Annotated in this window: 18 protein-coding genes; 17 read left to right on the forward strand and 1 reads right to left on the reverse strand. The window is 67.7% G+C overall.

Annotated features, from left to right (window positions below; genetic code table 11):
* Nucleotides 1–5: 5 nt before the first annotated feature.
* The 17 genes from aroD to pcaC all read left to right on the forward strand — a co-directional run bounded on the left by aroD (nt 6) and on the right by pcaC (nt 19,360).
* On the forward strand, nt 6–899 hold the full coding sequence (gene aroD, locus PJ250_RS06235; protein WP_271647713.1) for a type I 3-dehydroquinate dehydratase: 894 nt from the start codon (nt 6–8) through the stop codon (nt 897–899).
* 1,135 nt (nt 900–2,034) lie between these two features.
* Nucleotides 2,035–2,433 (forward strand): MarR family winged helix-turn-helix transcriptional regulator, encoded by a 399-nt coding sequence (locus PJ250_RS06240; RefSeq protein ID WP_271648551.1) that lies wholly within the window; start codon nt 2,035–2,037, stop codon nt 2,431–2,433.
* Between the two features lie 166 nt (nt 2,434–2,599).
* A complete protein-coding gene (locus PJ250_RS06245) occupies nt 2,600–3,574 on the forward strand; it encodes a SphA family protein (RefSeq protein ID WP_271648552.1) in 975 nt (324 codons plus the stop codon).
* A 15-nt stretch (nt 3,575–3,589) separates the two neighbouring features.
* Nucleotides 3,590–4,357, forward strand: coding sequence for a coniferyl-alcohol dehydrogenase (locus PJ250_RS06250; protein WP_271647715.1), 768 nt, complete (start codon nt 3,590–3,592; stop codon nt 4,355–4,357).
* A gap of 32 nt (nt 4,358–4,389) precedes the next feature.
* A complete protein-coding gene (locus tag PJ250_RS06255; RefSeq protein WP_271647716.1) occupies nt 4,390–5,868 on the forward strand; it encodes a benzaldehyde dehydrogenase in 1,479 nt (492 codons plus the stop codon).
* A 145-nt stretch (nt 5,869–6,013) separates the two neighbouring features.
* The gene (locus PJ250_RS06260; protein WP_271647717.1) at nt 6,014–6,847 is read left to right on the forward strand and encodes a p-hydroxycinnamoyl CoA hydratase/lyase; all 834 of its coding nucleotides are present in this window, start codon (nt 6,014–6,016) and stop codon (nt 6,845–6,847) included.
* A 20-nt stretch (nt 6,848–6,867) separates the two neighbouring features.
* Nucleotides 6,868–9,024: an acetate--CoA ligase family protein gene (locus PJ250_RS06265; RefSeq protein ID WP_271647719.1), complete on the forward strand. Its 2,157-nt coding sequence runs from the start codon at nt 6,868–6,870 to the stop codon at nt 9,022–9,024.
* Nucleotides 9,025–9,060: 36 nt separating this feature from the next.
* Entirely contained in the window at nt 9,061–10,044 is a 984-nt protein-coding gene (locus PJ250_RS06270; protein WP_271647720.1) for an alpha/beta hydrolase, read from the forward strand.
* A 310-nt stretch (nt 10,045–10,354) separates the two neighbouring features.
* Nucleotides 10,355–11,578, forward strand: a complete 1,224-nt coding sequence (locus PJ250_RS06275) for an HD-GYP domain-containing protein (RefSeq protein ID WP_271647721.1) — start codon at nt 10,355–10,357, stop codon at nt 11,576–11,578.
* 453 nt (nt 11,579–12,031) lie between these two features.
* On the forward strand, nt 12,032–12,712 hold the full coding sequence (locus PJ250_RS06280; protein ID WP_271647722.1) for a 3-oxoacid CoA-transferase subunit A: 681 nt from the start codon (nt 12,032–12,034) through the stop codon (nt 12,710–12,712).
* A complete protein-coding gene (locus PJ250_RS06285; RefSeq protein WP_271647723.1) occupies nt 12,709–13,353 on the forward strand; it encodes a 3-oxoacid CoA-transferase subunit B in 645 nt (214 codons plus the stop codon). Before PJ250_RS06280 ends, PJ250_RS06285 begins: the two co-directional genes overlap by 4 nt.
* Before the next feature lie 13 nt (nt 13,354–13,366).
* Entirely contained in the window at nt 13,367–14,575 is a 1,209-nt protein-coding gene (gene pcaF, locus PJ250_RS06290) for a 3-oxoadipyl-CoA thiolase (RefSeq protein WP_271647724.1), read from the forward strand.
* Between the two features lie 186 nt (nt 14,576–14,761).
* Nucleotides 14,762–15,472: a protocatechuate 3,4-dioxygenase subunit beta gene (gene pcaH / locus PJ250_RS06295; protein WP_271647725.1), complete on the forward strand. Its 711-nt coding sequence runs from the start codon at nt 14,762–14,764 to the stop codon at nt 15,470–15,472.
* 3 nt (nt 15,473–15,475) lie between these two features.
* Nucleotides 15,476–16,039, forward strand: a complete 564-nt coding sequence (gene pcaG, locus PJ250_RS06300) for a protocatechuate 3,4-dioxygenase subunit alpha (protein WP_271647726.1) — start codon at nt 15,476–15,478, stop codon at nt 16,037–16,039.
* 759 nt (nt 16,040–16,798) lie between these two features.
* Nucleotides 16,799–18,136, forward strand: a complete 1,338-nt coding sequence (locus PJ250_RS06305) for a 3-carboxy-cis,cis-muconate cycloisomerase (RefSeq protein WP_271647727.1) — start codon at nt 16,799–16,801, stop codon at nt 18,134–18,136.
* 26 nt (nt 18,137–18,162) lie between these two features.
* Nucleotides 18,163–18,942: a 3-oxoadipate enol-lactonase gene (pcaD, locus tag PJ250_RS06310; RefSeq protein ID WP_271647728.1), complete on the forward strand. Its 780-nt coding sequence runs from the start codon at nt 18,163–18,165 to the stop codon at nt 18,940–18,942.
* A 25-nt stretch (nt 18,943–18,967) separates the two neighbouring features.
* Nucleotides 18,968–19,360 carry a 4-carboxymuconolactone decarboxylase gene (gene pcaC / locus PJ250_RS06315; RefSeq protein WP_271647730.1) on the forward strand — a complete coding sequence of 131 codons (393 nt, stop codon included), beginning with the start codon at nt 18,968–18,970 and terminating at the stop codon, nt 19,358–19,360.
* 748 nt (nt 19,361–20,108) lie between these two features.
* On the opposite strand, the gene PJ250_RS06320 is transcribed toward pcaC, so the two are convergent.
* Nucleotides 20,109–20,888, reverse strand: a complete 780-nt coding sequence (locus tag PJ250_RS06320; RefSeq protein WP_333909520.1) for an IclR family transcriptional regulator domain-containing protein — start codon at nt 20,886–20,888, stop codon at nt 20,109–20,111.
* Nucleotides 20,889–20,917: the final 29 nt, after the last annotated feature.

A 20,917-nucleotide genomic window follows, 5' to 3' on the forward strand; every position in this document is an offset into this window, starting at 1 on the left:
CTCATATGTTGCTTGCCCGTACTACCCTAGCCGCCCGCGTGCTGCTGGCCATCTCGATGACGGCCGGCGTCAGCACCGCCGCCGCCGCTACCGACATGACCGACGCCTCCGCCGCTGCCGTTCCCGTCCGTACCATCGCCGTCAAGGGCGTGGTGATTGGACAGGGCGCGCCCAAGACCATCGTGCCGATCACGGCCAAGACCGCGGCCGAGGCGATCGCCCAGGCCGAGCGGATCGGCGCCAACGCCGACACCGACGTGGTCGAGTGGCGCATCGACTACCTGGACATCGCCACCGACGCCAAGGCGCTGGTCAAGCTGGCCCCGCAGGTCGCCAGCGCGGCGGAGGGCAAGCCGGTGATCCTGACCTTCCGCACCAAGGCCGAGGGCGGCGCCACCGCGATCAGTGATGCCGACTACGGCAAGCTCTACGCAGCACTCATCAAGGCCCATGCCGCCGACCTGTATGACGTGGAGATGTTCCGCGACCAGGCGGTGGTCAAGTCGATCGTGGCTGCCGCGCACCAGGCCGGCGCCTACATCGTCATGTCCAACCACGATTTTCACGCCACGCCGGACACCGCCGAGATCGTCGCCCGTCTGCGCAAGCAGCAGGCGCTGGGCGCCGATGTGCTGAAGATCGCAGTGATGCCGCAGAACCCGGGCGATGTGCTCAAGCTGCTCGATGCCACCTGGCAGATGCGCCAGAGCAGCGACCGCCCGCTGCTGACCATGTCGATGGGTCCGACCGGCGTGGTCTCCCGCCTGGCCGGTGAAACCTTTGGCCAGGCGATGACCTTCGGCATGCTCGGCACCGCGTCGGCGCCCGGACAGGTCGAGGTCGGCACGCTGCGCGGCATCCTGACCACGCTGGACAAGGCCACCAAGAAGACGCCGTAACCGCGTGCATGGCCGTGCCCGCGCGGCGCGGCCATGCCCCATCCGCGCTGTGTGACGCGCCGCCATCCGGGCGCTCGAGCGACCACAGGAACTGCCCGTCGTTTCCCGGGGAGGCGCCAGGGCCAAGGCCGCTACGCCCCACTGTCACCCTGCACCGCGCAAGTCGCCTCTCCTCCTCGCATCGCCGATGCATCGCCACCAGCTTCGTGCCGTGCGGGGTCAATGGCTTTTGCGGATTTGTGTTCGATAACCTCGATGCGTGTCCGCGCCCTCGGCCGCATGATCCGTCCTGCTCGCGTGCTTCAGGCTAAGTCGGACATGCTGCGGGTCAAGGCCGTCGTGCGCACGACGGTGGCCGATGCCAACCTGCGTTGCATCGCCTGTGCGGCACCGTGCGCGCGACCGGCGACCGGCGCGCATCGCACTGGAAGCCTAGTCTCGGATTGATCCGCCGAATGGCCGGCGACGCCACGGGCGTGCAACAGCCCGAACGCGCCGCTGCGCTCGCGCCCGGACCGATCTACAGGCAGCTGGATCGAGACCGGACGCCGGGCACCCTGCCCCGCAACTCTTCCGCGCAAGACCGTCGGACTGGATGGCGGGATGCAGAGTCACGGGCTCATCGCCCGCCACGGTGATGGCCGCGCCCCTGATCCATGTCGCCAGGCCCAAGCAACACGCGCCGCGGCACCGACCTCGGCCGCCCCGCATACCTGGCGCGTGCGTACCGCACCTCCGTGACGGCGCCGCCTGTCGAGGCGTGACTCAGCATGCTGCACTGCAGCTTGCCCATAATAGTTATTAGTCATAACTTTTATTTCGTTGAGCGATTGGCCGCATGGGCGACGCGAGTTGACGCACGCGGGATGACCGCTGCGGCCCTGGTCCAACGCTCCAATCGGCCCCAACACCACGATGCGCAAGCGGAACGATCCAATGCCTGGAATCAACAGCAATCGCGTGTGCGCCACATCCCGCTCCCTGGGCGGAGCCTGCGGGCGAAAGGGTTATGCTGTGTCATCCACCCTTTCCCACGCTTGGTCGTGCGCACTTGAGCAGCCCGCCCCCCGCCGATCCCAGCGAGTCGCTCGATCCGCTCGACCTGAGCAGGCTGACCTGCCTGCTCGGCTTCAGGATGACCCGGGCCGAGTTGCGTATTCGGCGGATCTTCGTCGAGTGCGTGCAGTCGTTCGACCTCAAGCCGGTGGATTTTTCCGTACTGGTGCTGGTCGACGCCAATCCCGGCACCAACCAGCGGCTGCTGTGCGAGGCGCTGGATGTCTCACCGCCCAACCTGGCCATCGTGATCGCACGGCTGGTCAAGCGTCGGCTGCTGCGCCAGGTGCGCGGGCGTCAGGACCGTCGCATGCAACACCTGCATCTGACCGCCACGGGCAAGACGCTGCTGGAACAGGCAGAAGGCCGCGTCCAGCGGATGGAAGCCGCATTGACCAACGCACTGAGCAAGTCCCAGTCCGGATCGCTGCTGCGCGCTCTGGATCTGCTGTCGCGCGTCGAGATCGACCCGAGCTAATCCGCCTTCCCCCGGCCCATGGCGATGCCATGGCGTCCCGGCCCTACACCCTCACGCCATCTTCGCCCTGCGCGGTGGCCGTCGGCGTGCGCGCCTCGATTCCTCCCCACGCCCCACCCTCCCCTGTCACTCAGGAGATCTCATCGTGAACGACGTTTGCGCTCCCATCGCTGTGCGGCGCCTTGGGCTCGCCGTGCTGAGCTGCCTATTGGCAACACCCGCAGCAGCGCAGCAAGTGCCCCAGACCGTACAGCTGCCCAATGGGCTGAACACAGGCGGCACCAGCTTCCTCGATGGATTCACCCGGACCACACCGGGCTGGGCGGTGGTTCCCTACCTGACCATCAGCCACCTGGATGAGATCAAGGACGCCAACGGTGACGACGTCCCTGCCTTCCGGCGCCCGCGTATCGACTCGACCCTATTGCTCACCCAGGTGGCCTACGCCACCAGCTACCGTCCGCTGGGCGGGGTGCTGGGCTTCACCGCTCTGGTGCCATTGGTGAACCTGGACGCGTCGTTTGCGGCAAACAGCCCGGTGCGGCTGCGCGACAACGGCTTCGGCATGGGCGATGTCACCTTTGGCCCTTACCTGCAGATGTTGCCGGTGATGCGCGAGGGGAGGCCGGTGTTCATTCAACGCTTTGAATTGGATGCGGTCGCGCCGGTCGGAAAGTTCGACCGCGACCTGGATCTGAATCAGAGTTCGGGCTATTGGTCGGTGATCCCCAACTGGGCCTTCACCTTCCTGCCGACCCCCGAGTGGGAGATCAGCGGGCGCCTGAACTACGTCTACAACTTCCGCGCCGACAAGGCCTCCAATCCACCGCCCATCCCCGGCTTTGTGTTTCGCAACGGCAAGGCCGGCGATGCGGCATGGCTCAATTTCGCAACCTCTTATCAGGTCGCACCCACGTTGCGCCTGGGGATCAACGGCTATTACCTGCAGCAGCTGCGTGACAACCGGACCAACGGCGTGCGCGTGGCCGACAGCAAGCAACGCAAGTTCTACCTGGGGCCAGGAACGTCCTGGCAGATCGACCAACGCAACATCCTCAATACCAACCTGTACCTGCCGGTCGACGTGGAAAACGCCGCGGCCGGCAACAGTCTCAACCTCCAATACATCCATGTGTTCTGAACCGAGGTCACGCCCATGAATCTGCACAACAAAACGCTCATCGTCACCGGGGTGTCTTCGGGCATCGGCGGTGAGGTGGCCAGGCTGGCTCGCTTCCGGGGCGCGCGCGTGATCGGCGTGGATCGCAATCCAGCCAGCATGACCCTGGACGGCTTTCACCAGGCAGATCTGGGAGACCCGACGGCGATTGACGCGCTGGTCGCGCAACTGCCCGAGCGCATCGATGCGCTGGCCAATATCGCAGGCGTGCCTGGTACCGCACCGGTGGACCTGGTGGCCAGGATCAACTACCTGGGGCTGCGTCACCTGACCCAGGCGCTGCTGCCGCGCATCGTGCCCGGTGGCAGCGTGGTCAACGTCGCCTCGATCCTGGGCGCGGAGTGGCCGCAGCGTCTGCAACTGCATCGCGAACTGGCGCAGACCGCGGACTATGCCGCCGGTGCGCAGTGGCTGGCCCAGCATCCGGTGGAGCAGGCCACCTGCTACCAGTACTTCAAGGAGGCGCTGATCGTGTGGAGCGCGCTGCGCTCGCAGGACTGGTTCGCCCAACACGACGTGCGGGTCAACAGCGTCGCGCCCGGCCCGGTGTTCACCCCGATCCTGGGCGACTTCGTGACCATGCTGGGCCCGGACCGGGTCGCCGCCGACGGCGCCAAGATGAAACGCCCCGCCTACGCCGACGAGGTGGCCGAGGCCATCGTGTTCCTGGCGTCGGACGCGGCGCGCTGGATCAACGGCGTCAACCTGCCGGTCGATGGCGGCCTGGCCGCCACCGCGATTTGAAGCCCTCCTTTCCCATCCTTCAGAGCACATCAATGGACATCACCACCACCTCCCTGGCTCGCGTCGAGGCCTGGCGCGGCAAGATCTTCAATGGCGATTGGGTCGATGCGCAGGGCGGCACCCTGGACGTGATCGAACCAGGCAACGGCGAGTCGCTCTACCGCGTCGGCCAGGCCAATGCCCAGGACGTAGCCAGCGCCGTCGCACGCGCACGCGCGGCCCAACGCGCCTGGGCGGCAACGCCACCGCGCGAGCGCGCGGCCGTGTTTCATCGTGCCGCAGCGATCCTGCAGGAGCACGCGGCGGCGGCCTCGGCACTGGTGGCGCGCGAGACCGGCGGCATCCTGCCCAAGGGCGAGCACGAAGTCCGCGAAGCCATCGTCCTGCTGCAGCGCGCGGCGGCCATGCCGCTGCAGGCCAACGGGCAGGTGTTGCCGAGCGTGCCAGGCCGTTTGAGCATTGCGCGTCAGCTGCCGTTGGGCGTGGTCGGGGTGATCTCGCCGTTCAATTTCCCGCTGGTGTTGTCGCTGCGCTCGGTGGCGCCGGCATTGGCCGTGGGCAATGCGGTCGTGCTCAAGCCCGACCCGCGCACGCCTTACGCGGGTGGCTTTGTGATCGCCGAAGTGCTGGCCGCTGCAGGCCTGCCCGAGGGCCTATTGCACGTCGTCCCGGGCGGGGCCGAGGCCGAGGCCGGGCAGGCTCTGGTCGAGGCGCCGGGCGTGCCGATGATCGCCTTCACCGGCTCGACCGGCGCCGGGCGCCGGATCGGCGAGCTGGCCGGCAGGCACCTGAAGAAGGTTTCACTGGAGCTGGGCGGCAAGAATTCGCTGATCGTGCTGGAGGATGCCGACCTGGACCTGGCGGTCTCGGCCATCGCCTTCGGTGCCTACTTCCACCAGGGCCAGATCTGCATGGCCACCGGCCGGGTGCTGGTCCAGCGCAGCATCGCGGCCGAACTGACCCGGCGCCTGGCCGAAAAGGCACGCCATCTGCCGGTAGGCGACCCGGCCACCGGCCAGGTCGCGCTGGGCCCGATCATCGACCAGCGCCAGCTGCAGCACGTCAAGGACATCGTCGATGCCTCGGTCGCCGCCGGCGCGGTGGTCGAGGCAGGCGGCACCCATGAAGGCCTGTTCTATGCGGCCACGGTGTTGTCCAACGTCACCCCGGGCATGCGCGCCTTCGACGAAGAAGTGTTTGGCCCGGTCGCCAACATCATCAGCTTCGACAGCGACGATCAGGCGGTGGAGCTGGCCAACGCCACCGAGTACGGCCTGTCGGCCGGGGTGATCTCCGCCTCGGTCGGCCGCGCCATGGCCATCGGCGAGCGCCTGCACACCGGCCTGCTGCACATCAACGACCAGACCGTGGCCGACGAGGTGATCAACCCGTTCGGCGGCACTGGCGCCTCGGGCAATGGAACGAGCGTGGGCGGGCCGGCCGATTGGGAGCAGTACACCCACTGGCAGTGGGTCACGATCAAGGACGCCGTGCCGCAGTACCCGTTTTGATTCTTGGGGCAAGGGTCCGGCGCGAAAGCGCATCGCGGATTCAAGCGCGCGAGACGTCGCCCGGACCCTCATCCGCCCCTCCAGGGCACCTTCTCCCAGAGGGAGGAGGAAGTTCCCATTCTCCCCCCCACTGAAGGTGATCCACATGAGCAGCAACCCCGAACACGACACCGTCGCCTACGCCGTCGAGGACGGCGTGGCCTGGGTGAAATTCAACCGCCCGCAGAAGCGCAACGCGATGAGCCCGGCGCTCAATCGCCGCATGATGGCGGTGCTGGACGAACTGGAATTCCGCGACGATGTCGCCGTGCTGGTGCTGACCGGTGAGGGCAGCGCCTGGACCGCCGGCATGGACCTGCAGGAGTACTTCCGCGACACCGAGGCCGACGGCCTGGCCGGCACGCGCAAGGCCCAGCGCGAGAGCTACGGCTGGTGGCGTCGCCTGCGCTGGTACCAGAAGCCCACCATCGCCATGGTCAACGGCTGGTGCTTCGGCGGCGGCTACGGCCCGCTGTTCGCCTGCGACCTGGCCTTCGCCGCCGAGGAGGCCAAATTCGGCCTGTCGGAAATCAACTGGGGCATCCTGCCGGGCGGCGGCGCCTCCAAGGTCGCCGCTGAGTTGCTCTCCTTCCGCCGCGCGATGTATCACGCGATGCTGGGCGAGCCGATCGACGGCCGCACCGCCGCCGACTGGGGCCTGGTCAACGAAGCCCTGCCCGCCGCGGCGCTGCGGACACGCGTGAACGAGGTGGCCCAGGCGCTGCGCAAGAAGAACCCGGTCGCGCTGAAGGCCACCAAGGATGCGGTCCGCCGCGTGCGCGAGATGACCTACGACAATGCCGAGGATTTCCTGGTGCGCGCGCAGGAGGCGGCCAACAGCTACGACGAGGGCCGCAAGGAAGGCCTCAAGCAGTTCCTGGACGAGAAGAGCTACAAGCCTGGACTGGGCGCCTACGACCTGACCAAGCAGCGCGCCTGAAGGCCGACCGGGAGGACTCGATGGACATGCAGACGACCCGGCCGCCGTCCCTGGGCGCGCGGCACTCCTCGGTGGAGCGGCTGTTGATGCCGCGTTCAATCGCCATCGTCGGGGCCTCGCCGACGCCAGGCGCGCTGGGCGCCTCGGTGCTGGCCAACCTGGAGCGCAATGGCTATGCCGGCGACATCCATCTGATCAATCCCAAGCGCGACCGGATTGGCCATCGCCCCTGCCTGGACGCGATCCAGGCTCTGCCCGAGGGCGTGGACGTGGCGGTGCTGGCCATCCCGCAACCGGCGGTGCTGGACGCGGTGCGGGCCCTGGCCGAGCGCAGGGTGGGGGCCGTGGTGATCTTCTCCGCCGGCTTTGGCGAGGCCGGTGAGACCGGCCTGAGCCAGCAGCGCGAGATCGCCAGGATTGCCGCGCAGGCCGGCATGCTGGTGGAAGGCCCCAACTGCCTGGGCAGCATCAATTACCGGCAGCGCATCCCGCTGACCTTCATCGAGGTGGACATCGCGCTCGAACAGGCCAGTGCCGCCCGCGACCGGTCCGCCATCGGCATCCTCTCCCAGAGCGGGGCGATGATGGCCGTGCTCAACACCACCCTGGCCAGCCGCGACCTGCCGCTGTCCTATGCGGTGTCCACCGGCAACGAGGCCGCCAGCCACCTGGAGGACTACGTCGAGTTTCTGCTCGATGACCCTGGTACCCAGGTGATCACCATGATCGCCGAGCAGTTCCGCCAACCGCAGCGCCTGCTGGCCCTGGCCCGGCGTGCCGGTGAGCTGGGCAAGCGCATGGTCCTGCTGCATCCGGGCAAGAGTGGCGCGGCGCGCGCGGCGGCCGCGACCCACACCGGGGCGATGGCCGGCGATTACGCGGTCATGCGCACCCTGGTCGAACACGCCGGCGTGGTCATGGCCGAAACCCTGGAGGAGCTGGGCGACATTTCCGAAATCGTGTTGCGTTGCCCGACCCCGCCCACGCCCGGCACGGCCATCGTCGGCGAGTCCGGCGCGTTCAAGGCGCTGTGCCTGGACCTGGCCGAGGACCTGGGGCTGGACCTCCCCACGGTGGACGACACCAATGCCCCGGCGCTGCGCGCGGCGTTGCCGCCGTTCGTGCCGGTGAGCAATCCGCTGGATCTGACCGCCCAGGGCCTGGTCGATCCGGATCTGTATACCCGCACCCTGGCGGCCCTGTTCGAGGATGGGCGCTTCGGTTCGATCGTGGTGGGACTGATCCAGACCGACCCGGTCACCTGTGCGATCAAGCTGCCGCCGGTGCTGCGCGCCGCGCGCGAGCTGCACCCGGACAAGCCGGTGATCTGTGCAGGCCTGGACGAAGGGGCCGTGCTTCCGGCCGAGTACTTGGCCGAGCTGCGGATGCTGGGAATGCCGTACTTCCCCACCAGCGAACGCGCCTTGCGCGCGCTCAGGCGGTTGACCGCCCAGGCGGCGCGCCAGGCCACACATCGCCAGGCCGAGCCGGCGCTGACGACCCTGGCCTTGCCCGCTGGCGCAGGCGTGATCCCGGAATACCGGGCCAAGCAGCTGTTGGGCCCGGCGGGCATCGCCTTCGCCCGCGGCGAGCTGGTCACCACGCTGGAACAGGCGCAGGCCGCTGCAGCGCGGCTGGGTGGGCCGGTCGCATTGAAGGTGCAATCCGAACAGCTGAGCCACAAGAGCGATGTCGGCGGCGTGGTGCTGGGGCTGGAAGGTGCCGATGCCCTGGCCCAGGGTTGGCAACGCCTGCAGGCCAATCTGGCCGAGCACGCCGCACAGGTCCCGATCGAGGGCGTGCTGGTGGAGGCCATGGGCGCGCGCGGCATGGAGATGATCGTCGGCGCACGCAACGATCCCCAGTGGGGGCCGGTGATCCTGGTCGGCTTTGGCGGGGTCACCGCCGAGGTCCTGCACGACGTGCGTCTGCTACCACCAGACCTGTCGGTGGAGGCGGTGATGGCCGAGCTGGACCAGCTCAAGGCCGCACCGCTGTTGCACGGCTATCGGGGAGCACCCGCCCTGGACGTGACCGCCCTGGCCACGCTGGTGGTGCGCCTGGGCGCATTGCTGTGCGGCACGCCCCGGATCCGCGAAATCGACCTCAACCCGGTGGTGCTCTACCCGCAAGGACATGGCGTGGTGGCGCTGGATGCGCTGATGCTCATCGATTGATCCCGGCGCGACGGCGCGCTGCACTTTGGAGATTTCATGCAAGCAGACCCTTTCGACCCGGCCCGATTGACCCCGGACGTGCTGGCGGTGCTGACCGGCATGGCGGCCTCCGGCGCGCCGACGCTGGAGTCACTGCCCATCGCCGAGATGCGCCAGGCCTATCTTCAAGTCGGCGCCCTGCTGGGCGGGGAACCCATGCCGGTGGGCCAGATCCTGGAACTGCAGGCCGCCGGTCCGGCCGGCCCGATTCCCTTGCGGCTCTATTTACCCCGGACCGGCACCGCGCCCTACGCCACCACGGTCTACCTGCACGGCGGCGGCTGGTCGCTGGGCGACTTGGACAGCCACGACAAGGTCTGCCGCCGGCTGGTCCACACGGCCGGGTGCGCGGTGGTCGCGGTGGACTATCGACGCGCGCCCGAGCACCCGGCGCCCGCCGGGCCTGACGACGTCGTGGCCGCGGTGCGCTGGATCGCGGCGCAAGCCACGGAGCTGGGGTTGGATGCCAGCCGACTCGCTGTTGCCGGCGACAGTGCCGGCGGCAGCCTGGCGGCGGTGGCCTGCCAGCAGTTGCTTGGCAGCGAGGTGGCGCTGAGCGCCCAGGTGCTGTTCTACCCGGCGACCGACCTGAGCCCGACCGGGGACGCGTTCGACTCGCGGCGCAGGAACGGCGCGGTGCCTCCCCTGACCCTGGAAGCGATGCAGGCCATGTCGGGCCCGTTCCTGTGCAACGGGTTCGATACCCGCGATCCGCGCGTGTCCCCACGGTTCGCAGCGGACCTGCGCGGCCTGCCGCCGGCGCTGATCATCACCGCGCAATGCGATGCCCTCCTGGACGACGGCCGACTGTACCGGGACGCACTGAATGAGGCCGGCGTGCCGGTGGAGTACATCGAATACCCGGGCATGATCCACGGCTTCATCGAAATGGCCGGCGTGCTGCCCGCGGCGCGGACCGCGATGGAGCAGGCCGCGGCCTTCCTCGGCGTGCATCTGGATCTGGCCGCGATCCGGGCGTAGTGCCTGGCGTTCGCCGTTTGTTGACCTGCCCGGCGCGTGACAGGGAAGGTCCTGTTCACGGGACACCAGCACGAACATGCCAGCCTGATCGCGCATCTTGGCGCAGCTGGTGACGGCCAACGCCTGGGTCGGAACGGGAATCCCTGCAGATGCTCGCGCGGCGGCGCGGCGGCGTGGGTTGGAGGGGCAGGCGGCGCCGGCCCGAACACAGCAGTCAACGAAGGCCCTTCAACAAGTCGCCTGACCGGCCGATAGTGCTGCGAGGAGTCCGCGCGTGCGGCACGCGCTCCCGTTCAGGAAGCGATTCGGCATGTTGAAAACGATCAGATCCGAGCAACTGCGTCCCGGCATGTACCTCCACCGGTTTTCCGGTTCGTGGGTGGACCATCCATTCTGGCGTCGCGCGTTCCTGGTCGAGCAGTCGGAGGTCGACCGCATTCGCGCCAGCCGGGTCGCCGAGGTGGTGATCGACACCAGCCGCGGCCTGGATCTCGAGGACGCCGCGCCCTGCGACCTGGCCGCGCCGGAGCCCGCCAACCCGTACGCCAGCGACGAGGCCTCGCAAGCGGACGACGCGACCGAGCCCGAGGTCGCCCATGTCAGCCTGGCCGCCGAAATGGTCCGCGCCCGCAAGATCCTGGAGCAGGGACGGGAAACGGTCGAAGCCATGTTCAGGCAGATCCGGCTAGGCCGCAGCGTGGACACCGAGGCGGCCATGCCGCTGGCCCAGGCGATCAACGATTCGGTGCTGCGCAATCCGCAGGCGCTGATCAGCGTGGCCAGGCTCAAGACCGCCGACGACTACACCTACCTGCACTCCATGGCCGTGGCGGCGATGATGAGCGCGCTGGCGCGCCAGTTGGGGCTGCCCGAGGAGCAGGTGCTGGAAGCGGCCATGGGCGGCCTGCTGCACGACATGGGCAAGGCCTCCACGCCGATGGAGATCCTCAACAAGCCGGGCAAGCTCAGCGACGAAGAATTCTCGGTGATCCGCCTGCACCCGCAGGCCGGCCACACCCTGCTGGCCCAAGGCGGGGTGGAGAACGCGGTGGTGCTGGACATCGCCCTGCACCACCACGAAAAGGTCGACGGCAGCGGCTATCCCCATCGCCTGGCCGGGGACGGCATCAGCCTGATGGCGCGCATGGGCGCGGTGTGCGACGTCTACGACGCCATCAGCTCCGATCGTCCCTACAAGCGCGGCTGGTGTCCGGCCGACTCGATCAAGCAGATGGCTACCTGGACGGGGCACTTCGATCCGACGGTCTTCAAGGCCTTCGTGCGCTGCCTGGGCATCTATCCGGTGGGCTCCCTGGTCCTGTTGGAATCGCAGCGGCTGGCCGTGGTGGTCGAGCAGAACGCCGGGCAGCTGCTCAAGCCGCGGGTGCGGGTGTTTCACTCGGCCAAGCGCCGCAGCCACCTACTGGTGCAGGACATCGACCTGTCGCGCGATGATTGCCAGGACCGCATCGTCCAGCTCGAATCCCCTTGCAAATGGGGCTTCCGCGATCTGAACAAGCTCTGGATGAACTGAACGACCGCGCGGCCTGCGCGTCATCATTGCCTGACCCTGGGCCGGTACATGAAAGCCGTCTGGCGGGCCCACGCCCTCCGAGGCGGCCGCAGAAGCAGTCGCCAATGCGGGCGTCCGGCATGATGCGCGCCAGTGCATCTGTTCGGGAATGAGCTCGCCTGAACGCACCGGCGAGGTCCGCATACCATGGCCAGGACGCGTCAGCCCTGGGCTCGCCTCCACCACGAGAATAGGGGTCGCGGACTGCGCGACGGGCCAACAACTTAGACCTTAGTTCAATTTGTTCGAATATCGCCCATTAATCCGATATTCGAATTGACCTTGCGCCGCGTGGCGCGCCACCTTGCGCATCTTCCACGCGCGCGGTGCGCGTGAGCCCACGTAGAAGACCGCTTCCCATGGCCCATTTCTTCCATGCCACGCGATGCACCAACGCCGGGGCCGGATGCTGACATGATCGACAAGACTTTCCCCTCCTGCGCCGCGGCGGTCGCCGACATCCGCGATGGCGCCACGGTGATGATCGGCGGCTTCGGTACGGCCGGCATGCCAGACCAGCTGATCGATGCGCTGATCGAACACGGCGCGCGTGAACTGACCATCGTCAACAACAATGCCGGCAACGGCGAGACCGGCCTGGCCGCGCTGATCAAGCACAAGCGCGTGCGCAGGATCGTGTGCTCGTTCCCGCGCCAAAGCGATTCGCAGCATTTCGATGCGGCTTACCGCGCCGGTGAGATCGAGCTGGAACTGGTGCCGCAGGGCAACCTGGCCGCGCGCATCCATGCCGCCGGCAACGGCCTGGGCGCCATCTTCACCCCCACCGGCTACGGCACCCAGCTGGCGCAAGGCAAGGAGACCCGCGAGATCGACGGCAGGCACTACGTGCTCGAGTACCCGATCCACGCCGACGTCGCGCTGATCAAGGCCCATCGCGGCGACCGCTGGGGCAACCTGGTGTACCGCAAGACCGCGCGCAACTTCGGCCCGCTGATGGCCATGGCGGCCAAGTGCGCCATCGCCCAGGTCCATGAGGTGGTCGAACTCGGTGCGCTGGACCCGGAAACCGTGGTCACGCCCGGGATCTTCGTCCAGCGCGTGATCGCGGTCGGGCACAAGGAGGCACGCGCATGAGCGGTTACCAGCGACTGACTCGCGAACAGATGGCCGCGCGCGTGGCGCGCGACATCCCCGAAGGCGCCTACGTCAACCTGGGCATCGGCCTGCCCACCCAGGTCGCCAACTACCTGCCGGCGGACAAGGAGATCTTCCTGCAGAGCGAGAACGGCCTGCTCGGCATGGGCCCGGCGCCCGCAAAGGGCGAAGAGGATCCGGACCTGATCAACGCCGGCAAGCAGCCGGTGACCTTGCTCACCGGCGGTTGCTATTTCCACCACGCCGACTCGTTCGCGATGATGCGCGGCGGCCATCTGGATATCTGCGTGCTCGGCGCCTTCCAGGTCTCCCAGCATGGCGACCTGGCCAACTGGAGTACCGGCGCGCCCGACGCGATTCCCGCCGTGGGCGGGGCGATGGACCTGGCCATCGGCGCCAAGCAGACCTACGTGATGATGGACCTGCTGACCAAGACCGGCGAAAGCAAGCTGGTCGCAGAATGCAGCTATCCGCTGACCGGCCTGCGCTGCGTCAGCCGCGTCTACAGCGACCTGGGCGTCTTCGACCTCGGTCCCGACGGCGCACGCGTGGTCGAACGGGTGGACGGACTTTCCATTGACGAGCTGCAGCGCCTGACCGGCCTGACGCTGGCGCACTGAACGGAGTGATGCAATGAACGAGGTCTTCATCATCGATGGCATCCGCACGCCGGTGGGCCGCTACGGCGGCGCCCTGTCCGGCGTGCGCGCCGACGACCTGGGCGCGGTGCCGCTCAAGGCACTGCTGGCCCGCCATCCCGATCTCGATCCGGCGCTGATCGAGGACGTGTATCTGGGCTGCGCCAACCAGGCCGGCGAGGACAACCGCAACGTGGCGCGCATGAGCCTGCTGCTGGCCGGCCTGCCCTTCAGCGTGCCGGGCAGCACGATCAACCGCCTGTGCGGTTCGGGGCTGGATGCCATCGGCACCGTCGCGCGCGGCATCCGTGCCGGCGAGCTGAGGCTGGCCATCGCCGGCGGCGTGGAATCGATGTCGCGCGCGCCGTGGGTGATGGGCAAGGCCGAGGGTGCCTTCGCCCGCAACCAGAAGATCGAAGACACCACCATGGGCTGGCGCTTCATCAACCCGAAGATGAAGGATCAGTACGGCGTCGACCTGATGGGCGAGACCGCCGAGAACGTGGCCGCGCGCTACGGCATCTCGCGCGAGGACCAGGACGCCTTCGCCCTGCGCAGCCAGCAGCGCACCGCTGCCGCGCAGGCGGCCGGCTTCTTCGATAGCGAGATCACCGCGGTGACCACGCCGGGAAAGAAGCGCGAGGAGACCATCGAGGTGAACGTCGACGAGCATCCGCGCGCCGACACCACGCTCGAAGGGCTGGCCAAGCTGAAGGCGATCTTCCGCCAGCCGGGCACGGTCACCGCCGGTAATGCCTCGGGCATCAACGACGGCGCCGCCGCGCTGCTGCTGGCCTCGGCCGAACAAGTCAAAGCGCTGGGCCTGACCCCGCGCGCCCGCGTGCTGGGCTTCGCCAGTGCGGGCGTGGAGCCGGCCTACATGGGCATGGGCCCGGTGCCGGCCACGCGCAAGCTGATGGCCCGCCTGGGCCTGAAGATCGAAGACTTCGACGCGATCGAGCTCAACGAGGCCTTCGCCGCACAGGGTCTGGCCTGCCTGCGCGAACTGGGCGTCGCCGACGACGCTGCGCACGTCAACGCCAATGGCGGCGCGATCGCCATCGGCCATCCGCTGGGCATGAGCGGTGCACGCATCACCCTGACCCTGCTGCGCCAGCTGGAGGCCAGCGGAGGTCGACGTGGCCTTGCGACCATGTGCATCGGCGTCGGCCAGGGCGTAGCCCTGGCGATCGAGCGGGTTTGAGTGGCCGAGGATCGTTCTGCCTCGTAGAGCGGAGCTTGCTCCGCTGAGGCTTTCCCAACGCGCTGAACACCTGCGCGTCTTTCGCGTGAAGCAAAATCAACAACAGCAACAACAGCAGCGGAGCAAGCTCCGCTCTACATGAAGCAACAGCGGCGCCTCGGTGTCGCCCAGCCAACGGAGCCCGCGATGAGCGAATCCAAGCCTCTTACCGGTTACCGCAAGCCGTATCCCGGCTCGCAGCCTCCTTTCATCCACGCGCCCTACGCATCCACCGTGTTGCGCGGCGTCGGCAGCGAGCCGATCGCGATCCCGGTGACGCTCTCGGAAGTCACCGGGCCCACGCTCGACCGCCTGACCCTGGGCGAGCACGCCGCGGACATGACCGCTGGCTTCCCCGGCCAGCCGCTGGGGGAGCGCATCATCGTCTCTGGTCGTGTGCTGGACGAGAACGGCAAGCCGGTACGTAACACCGTGGTCGAGGTCTGGCAGTGCAACGCCGCCGGCCGCTACCTGCACAAGGGTGACCAGCACGACGCGCCGCTGGATCCCAACTTCAAGGGCACCGGCCAGGTGCTGACCGACGCGCACGGCCGCTACCGCTTCAAGACCATCAAGCCCGGCGCGTATCCGTGGCGCAACCACTACAACGCCTGGCGCCCGGCGCACATCCACTTCTCGTTGCACGGCGGCGGCATCGGACAGCGCCTGGTCACGCAGATGTATTTCCCGGGCGATCCGCTGCTGGCCTTCGACCCCATCTACAACTGCGTGCCCGACGAGAAGGCCAAGGCCCGCATGGTGTCCTCCTTCGACTGGGAGACCACCGAGAACGAATACGCGCTGGGCTACCGCTTCGACATCGTGCTGCGCGGCCGCAAGCAGACCGTCTGGGAGTAAACCATGAGCTTTCAATCGACCCCGTGGCAGACGGTCGGTCCGTACTACCGGATCGGCCTGGAACCGCTGTACCACACGCAGATCGCCCCGGCCGATGCCAAGGGCGAGCGCATCACCATCACCGGCACGGTGTACGACGGTCTGGGCCATCCGATCAGCGATGCGGTGCTGGAACTGTGGCAGGCCGATGCCGACGGCATCTACGACCACGCCGAGGATCCGCGCCGCGACGCGCACGACCCGGCGCTGCACGGCTGGGGACGCGTGCCGACCGACGAGGCAGGCCGCTTTTCCTTCACCACGATCAAGCCGGGCCGGGTGCCGGGGCTGAAGGGTGTGGCGCAGGCGCCGCACATCGTGGCGCTGGTGTTCATGCGCGGGCTGCTCAAGGCGGCGCCGACGCGCATCTACTTCTCCGATGAGGGCAGCAACAGCGAGGACGGCATCCTGGCGCTGGTGCCTGAGGCGCGCCGGGGCACGCTGATCGCGGCGCAGACTGCGCCGGGGCAGTACGCCTGGAACGTGAAGATGCAGGGCGAAGGGGAGACGGTGTTTTTCAGCTACTGAGCCTTCTTGTTTCGCTCTTTTGCATTAGCAGTTGCGTTTGATTTGGCGGTTGCCTTGCTGTTGCCTTTGCTGTTGCTTTGCTTCATCTGTCTGAGCCGTAAAGCGAGCCGAGCATCGCAGGAAGACGGGGCCGAAGAGGCGCCCTGTTTGAGCGAAGCGAGTTTGGGCGCCGTGCCCCGCCTTCCGAGAAGCACAGGGAACCGCCGCGTAGCGGCGGCTCGCGTCCCGGCGAGTGGCGGTTTTGGCTACTTTTGACAAGACAAAAGTAGCTCGCGCGGCGAAGCCGTGCGAAAGCTTTGCTTCTAAGAAAGGCTTGCATGCCCGTAAAGTTTTGCTTTCATATTGGACGCAAGTTTTGATACGAACTGGCTTCAGGACTGGTAGGGCCAAAGCAACGCGCCCGCGGCGCGCCACAGGCAAAGGCTTTCGCGCCTATGGGCGCGACTTCCTTTTGTCTTGGCAAAAGGAAGCAAAACCGCTTCTCGCCGGACGCACGCCGATGCTGAGCATCGGTCCCCTGCGCTCCTCGCGAAGCAGGGCACGGCGCCCAAACTCGCTTCGCTCAAACAGGGCGCCTCTTCGGCCCTGCCTCGCTGCGGTGCTCGGCGTGCTTTACGGCTCAGACAAACCGCCAAGAGCAAGTGCAACAGCAACAGCAACAGCAACAGCAACAGCAACAGCAACTCGCAGTTTGACGTCACCCTTCCTGCCACCACCCCACCATAATCTCATCAAGCCCCGCACCGAAGGCACGCATCGATGACTTCCCGCCTGCTCGCCCCTCTGTTCGGCGATCCCGACATCGACGCCCTGTTCGATGACCGCGCACGGCTGCAGGGCATGCTCGACTTCGAAGCCGCCCTGGCCCGCGCCGAGGCACGTTGTGGGGTCATTCCGGACAGTGCCGTCAGCGCGATCACCGACGCCTGCGTGGCGGACGCCTTCGATCTGGACGCGCTTGGCGCCGCTACGGCGCTCTCCGGAAATCCGGCCATCCCGCTGGTCAAGGCGCTGACCGCCAGGGTCAAGGCCACCGATGACGACGCCTCGCGCTGGGTGCATTGGGGCGCGACCAGCCAGGACGTGATCGACACCGGCACCGTGCTGCAACTGCGCGCCGCACTGGACGCGATCACGCCCAAGCTCGACGCGCTCTGCGCCACGCTGCGCACGCTGGCCCAGGCCGAACGCCAGACCGGACTGCCCGGTCGCACGCTGCTGCAGCAGGCCGTGCCGGTCACCTTTGGCCTGAAGGCCGCCGGCTGGCTCGACGCCCTGCAGCGCGCGCGCAAGCGCCTATACGCCCTGCGCGAGGACGCGCTGGCGCTGCAGTTCGGCGGCGCCGCCGGCACCCTGGCCTCGCTCCAGGAGCGCGGGCTCGATGTCGCGCAAGCCCTCGCCCACGAACTGAAGCTGCCGCTGCCCGCCCTGCCCTGGCACACCGCGCGCGACCGCATCGTCGAAGTCGGCACCGCATTCGCCCTGTTGGCCGGCGTGCTGGGCAAGATCGGCACCGATATCGTCCTGTTGATGCAGTCAGAGGTGGGCGAGGCCTTCGAGCCCAGTGGCGCCGGCAAGGGCGGTTCCTCGGCGATGCCGCACAAACGCAACCCGGTGGGATGCGTGGCGGCCATCGCCGCGGCCACGCGCGTGCCCGGACTGGTATCCACGCTGTTCGCGGCGATGAACCAGCCGCACGAGCGCGCGCCCGGCCAGTGGCACGCCGAATGGGAAACCCTGCCGGAGATCATCCGCCTGACCGCCGGCAGCCTGGCGCAGATGCGCATCGTGCTCGATGGCATGGAGCTGGATCGCGCGCGCATGGCCGCGCACCTGGACAGCTTCGGCGGCCTGCTCTACGCCGAGGCCGTTTCGGTCACCCTGGCCGGCACGCTGGGCAAGGCCAGCGCGCACGCCCTGGTCGAATCGGCCGCCAAGCGCGCGGTGACCGAGGGCCGCCACCTGCGCCAGGTGCTGGCCGAGGATGCACAGGTCAATGCCGTCCTCGACGCCGACGCCCTCGACGCCTTGTTCGCCGCCGACAGCTGGCGCGGCATGGCCAACACCTGGATCGACCGCGTGCTCGCGGCCGACTGATCTTTCCTCCCGACGGAGCCCGCGCAATGGCATTTCTCGACCTGCCCACCCACCGACTGCACTACCAGATCGACGGCGCGGAAGGCGCCCCCTGGCTCACCTTCTGCAACTCGCTGGGCACCGACCTGACGATGTGGGACGGCCAGGTGGTCGAACTGGTCAACGACTTCCGCATCCTGCGCTACGACCGACGCGGACACGGTCAGTCGACCGCCGCCGAGGGGGTGTACACCATCGACCAGCTCGGCGGCGACGTACTTGCGCTGTGGGATGCATTGAAGATTCAGCGCACGCATTTCTGCGGGCTGTCCATCGGCGGCCTCACCGGACAGTGGCTGGGCCTGAACGCGGCCAACCGGCTGGACCGGCTGGTGGTCTGCGCCACGGCCGCCAAGATCGGCACCGGCGAGAGCTGGGAGACGCGCATCGCGCAGGTGCGCGAGCAGGGTCTCAAGCCCCTGGCCGAGGGCACGGTGATGCGCTGGTTCACCGAGCACTACACCGACACGCACGAAGAACAGGTGCGTGCGGTGCTGGACATCTTCCTGGCGACCTCGCCCGAGGGCTATGCCGGCTGTTGCCATGCGGTGGGCCAGGCCGACTTTCGCAGCGACCTGGCCGGCATCGACGTGCCGCTGCTGGCCATCGCCGGTGACGACGACCCGGTGTGCCCGCCGGCCGATTTGCAGTTCATCGCCAAGCACGTGGCCAACGGCCAATGCGCGCAGGTTGGCGGCCGGCATATCTGCAACATTGAGTCGGCCGCCGACTTCAACGCCACGCTGCGCGATTTCCTGCGCGCCTGATCCCCACATCACACCGAGACCCCCAATGGACGAACAAGCCCGTTACGACGCCGGCCTGGCCGTGCGCAAGGCCGTGCTGGGCGAGGCCCACGTGCAGCGCTCGCTGGAAGCCCGCACCGATTTCACCACCGAGTTCCAGCACTTCATCACCCGCGCCGCCTGGGGCGAGGTGTGGACGCGCGAGGGTCTGCCGCGGCACACGCGCTCGCTGCTGACCATCGCGATGATGGTGGCGCTGGGGCACGATGAGGAATTCAAGCTGCACATCCGCGCGGCGCGCAACAACGGGGTGAGCGCCGATGAGATCAAGGAGGTGCTGCTGCAGGCCGCGATCTATTGCGGGGTGCCGGCCGCCAACCATGCCTTTGCCTTGGCCAAGCCTATTCTGGAGGAGCAAGCCGCCGAATCTGGCCCTTGAGGTCGCTGTAGACGTTGCTGTTGCTGTTGCTGTTGCTGTTGCTGTGGATTTTGCTGTTGCTCTTGATCTTTCGAGCCATAAAGCCCGCCGAGCACCGCAGCAAGGTGGGGCCGTAGAGGTGCCCTTGTCTGAGCGAAGCGAGTTTGGGCACCGCGCCCCACTTTGCGAGGAGCGCAGGGGACCGGGCCGCAGGCCCGGCGGGCGTCCGGCGAAGACGGTTTTGCTTCCTTTTGCCAAGACAAAAGGAAGTCGCGCCAAAGGCGCGAAAGCCTTTGATCTTGCTCTACGTCCCATGGCTGCAGTGCTCTACTAAGGCCAGAGCGAAGGCCAAAGCAAGTGCGGGAGCAAAGCTTTCGCGCTTGCAGCGCGAGTGACTTTTGTCTTGGCAAACGTCACCAAAACCGCTTTCGCCGGACGCCCGCCGAGCCTGCGGCCCGGTCCCCTGCGCTCCTCGCAGCATCGGGGACGGCGCTTAACTCGCTTCGCTCAAACAGGCGCGCCTCTTCGCCCCGATGCTGCTGCGGTGCTCGGCGGGCTTTATGGCTCGGAGATTCAAAAGCAAAAGCAAAATCACAAGCCGCGGCAACAGCCGCAGCAACGGCAACAGCAACAGCGGGAGCGGATTTCTTCCATCCAGACGCTCTGCGCACCGACACCTTTCGGGGGAAAGTCGTTACCAAGCCGTGACGTTGCAAACCCCATCGCCCCGCCTCGTCACCCGAACACGCGCACCCGCGCTGGGCACCTCTCAGCTCAACACCGCGCCCAACCGCAACGCCGCCTGCCGCAGCGGCGGCAGCAACTGCGCATGCATCGTCTGCAGGCTCACCCGGCCAGCCTGGGTGCCAATGTTGAGCGCGGCGATGACCGTGCCGGCGCGATCGCGTACCGGCACGGCGATCGAACGCAGGCCGATTTCCAGCTCCTGGTCGGTCAGCGACACTTCCTCGCGCCGGACCTTGGCCAGTATCTCCAGCAACTCGTCCGTGCGGGTCACGGTGCGTTCGGTGCGTGGCCGCAGCGGGTTGCGCTCCAGATACGCATCCAGCGTGTCCTCAGGCAGCGCCGAGAGCAGGATGCGCCCCATCGAGGTGCAGTAAGCCGGCAGGCGGCTGCCCGAGCGCAGGCCAATGGACATGATGCGCACGGTTTCGGCGCGCGCCACGTACAGCACGTCGTCGCCGTCCAGCACCGCCAGGGAGCAGGATTCATGCACCGCATCGCGCAGCGCGTCCAGCACGGGCTGGGCGGCGACGGACAGCGAGGCCGAGGCCACATATGCACCGCCGATGCCCAGCACGCGCGGCAGCAGCACATACCCGCGGCCGTGCTCACCCACATAGCCCAGCTTGGCCAGCGTATAGAGCGCCCGGCGCACGGCCGCCCTGGGGATCCCGGTATCGGCGCTGATCTGCGACATGCTCACTTCACGACCGCCGTGCTGGGCAAAAACACTGAGCACCGCCATGCCGCGCGCCAGGGAGGTCATGAAATCGGGATCCCCCTGGGCGTATTCGATCTGGCGCATGATCTCGCGCGCCAGGCCACGCTCGGCAG

This window comes from Pseudoxanthomonas sp. JBR18 (assembly GCF_028198165.1).
Classification (GTDB): domain Bacteria; phylum Pseudomonadota; class Gammaproteobacteria; order Xanthomonadales; family Xanthomonadaceae; genus Pseudoxanthomonas_A.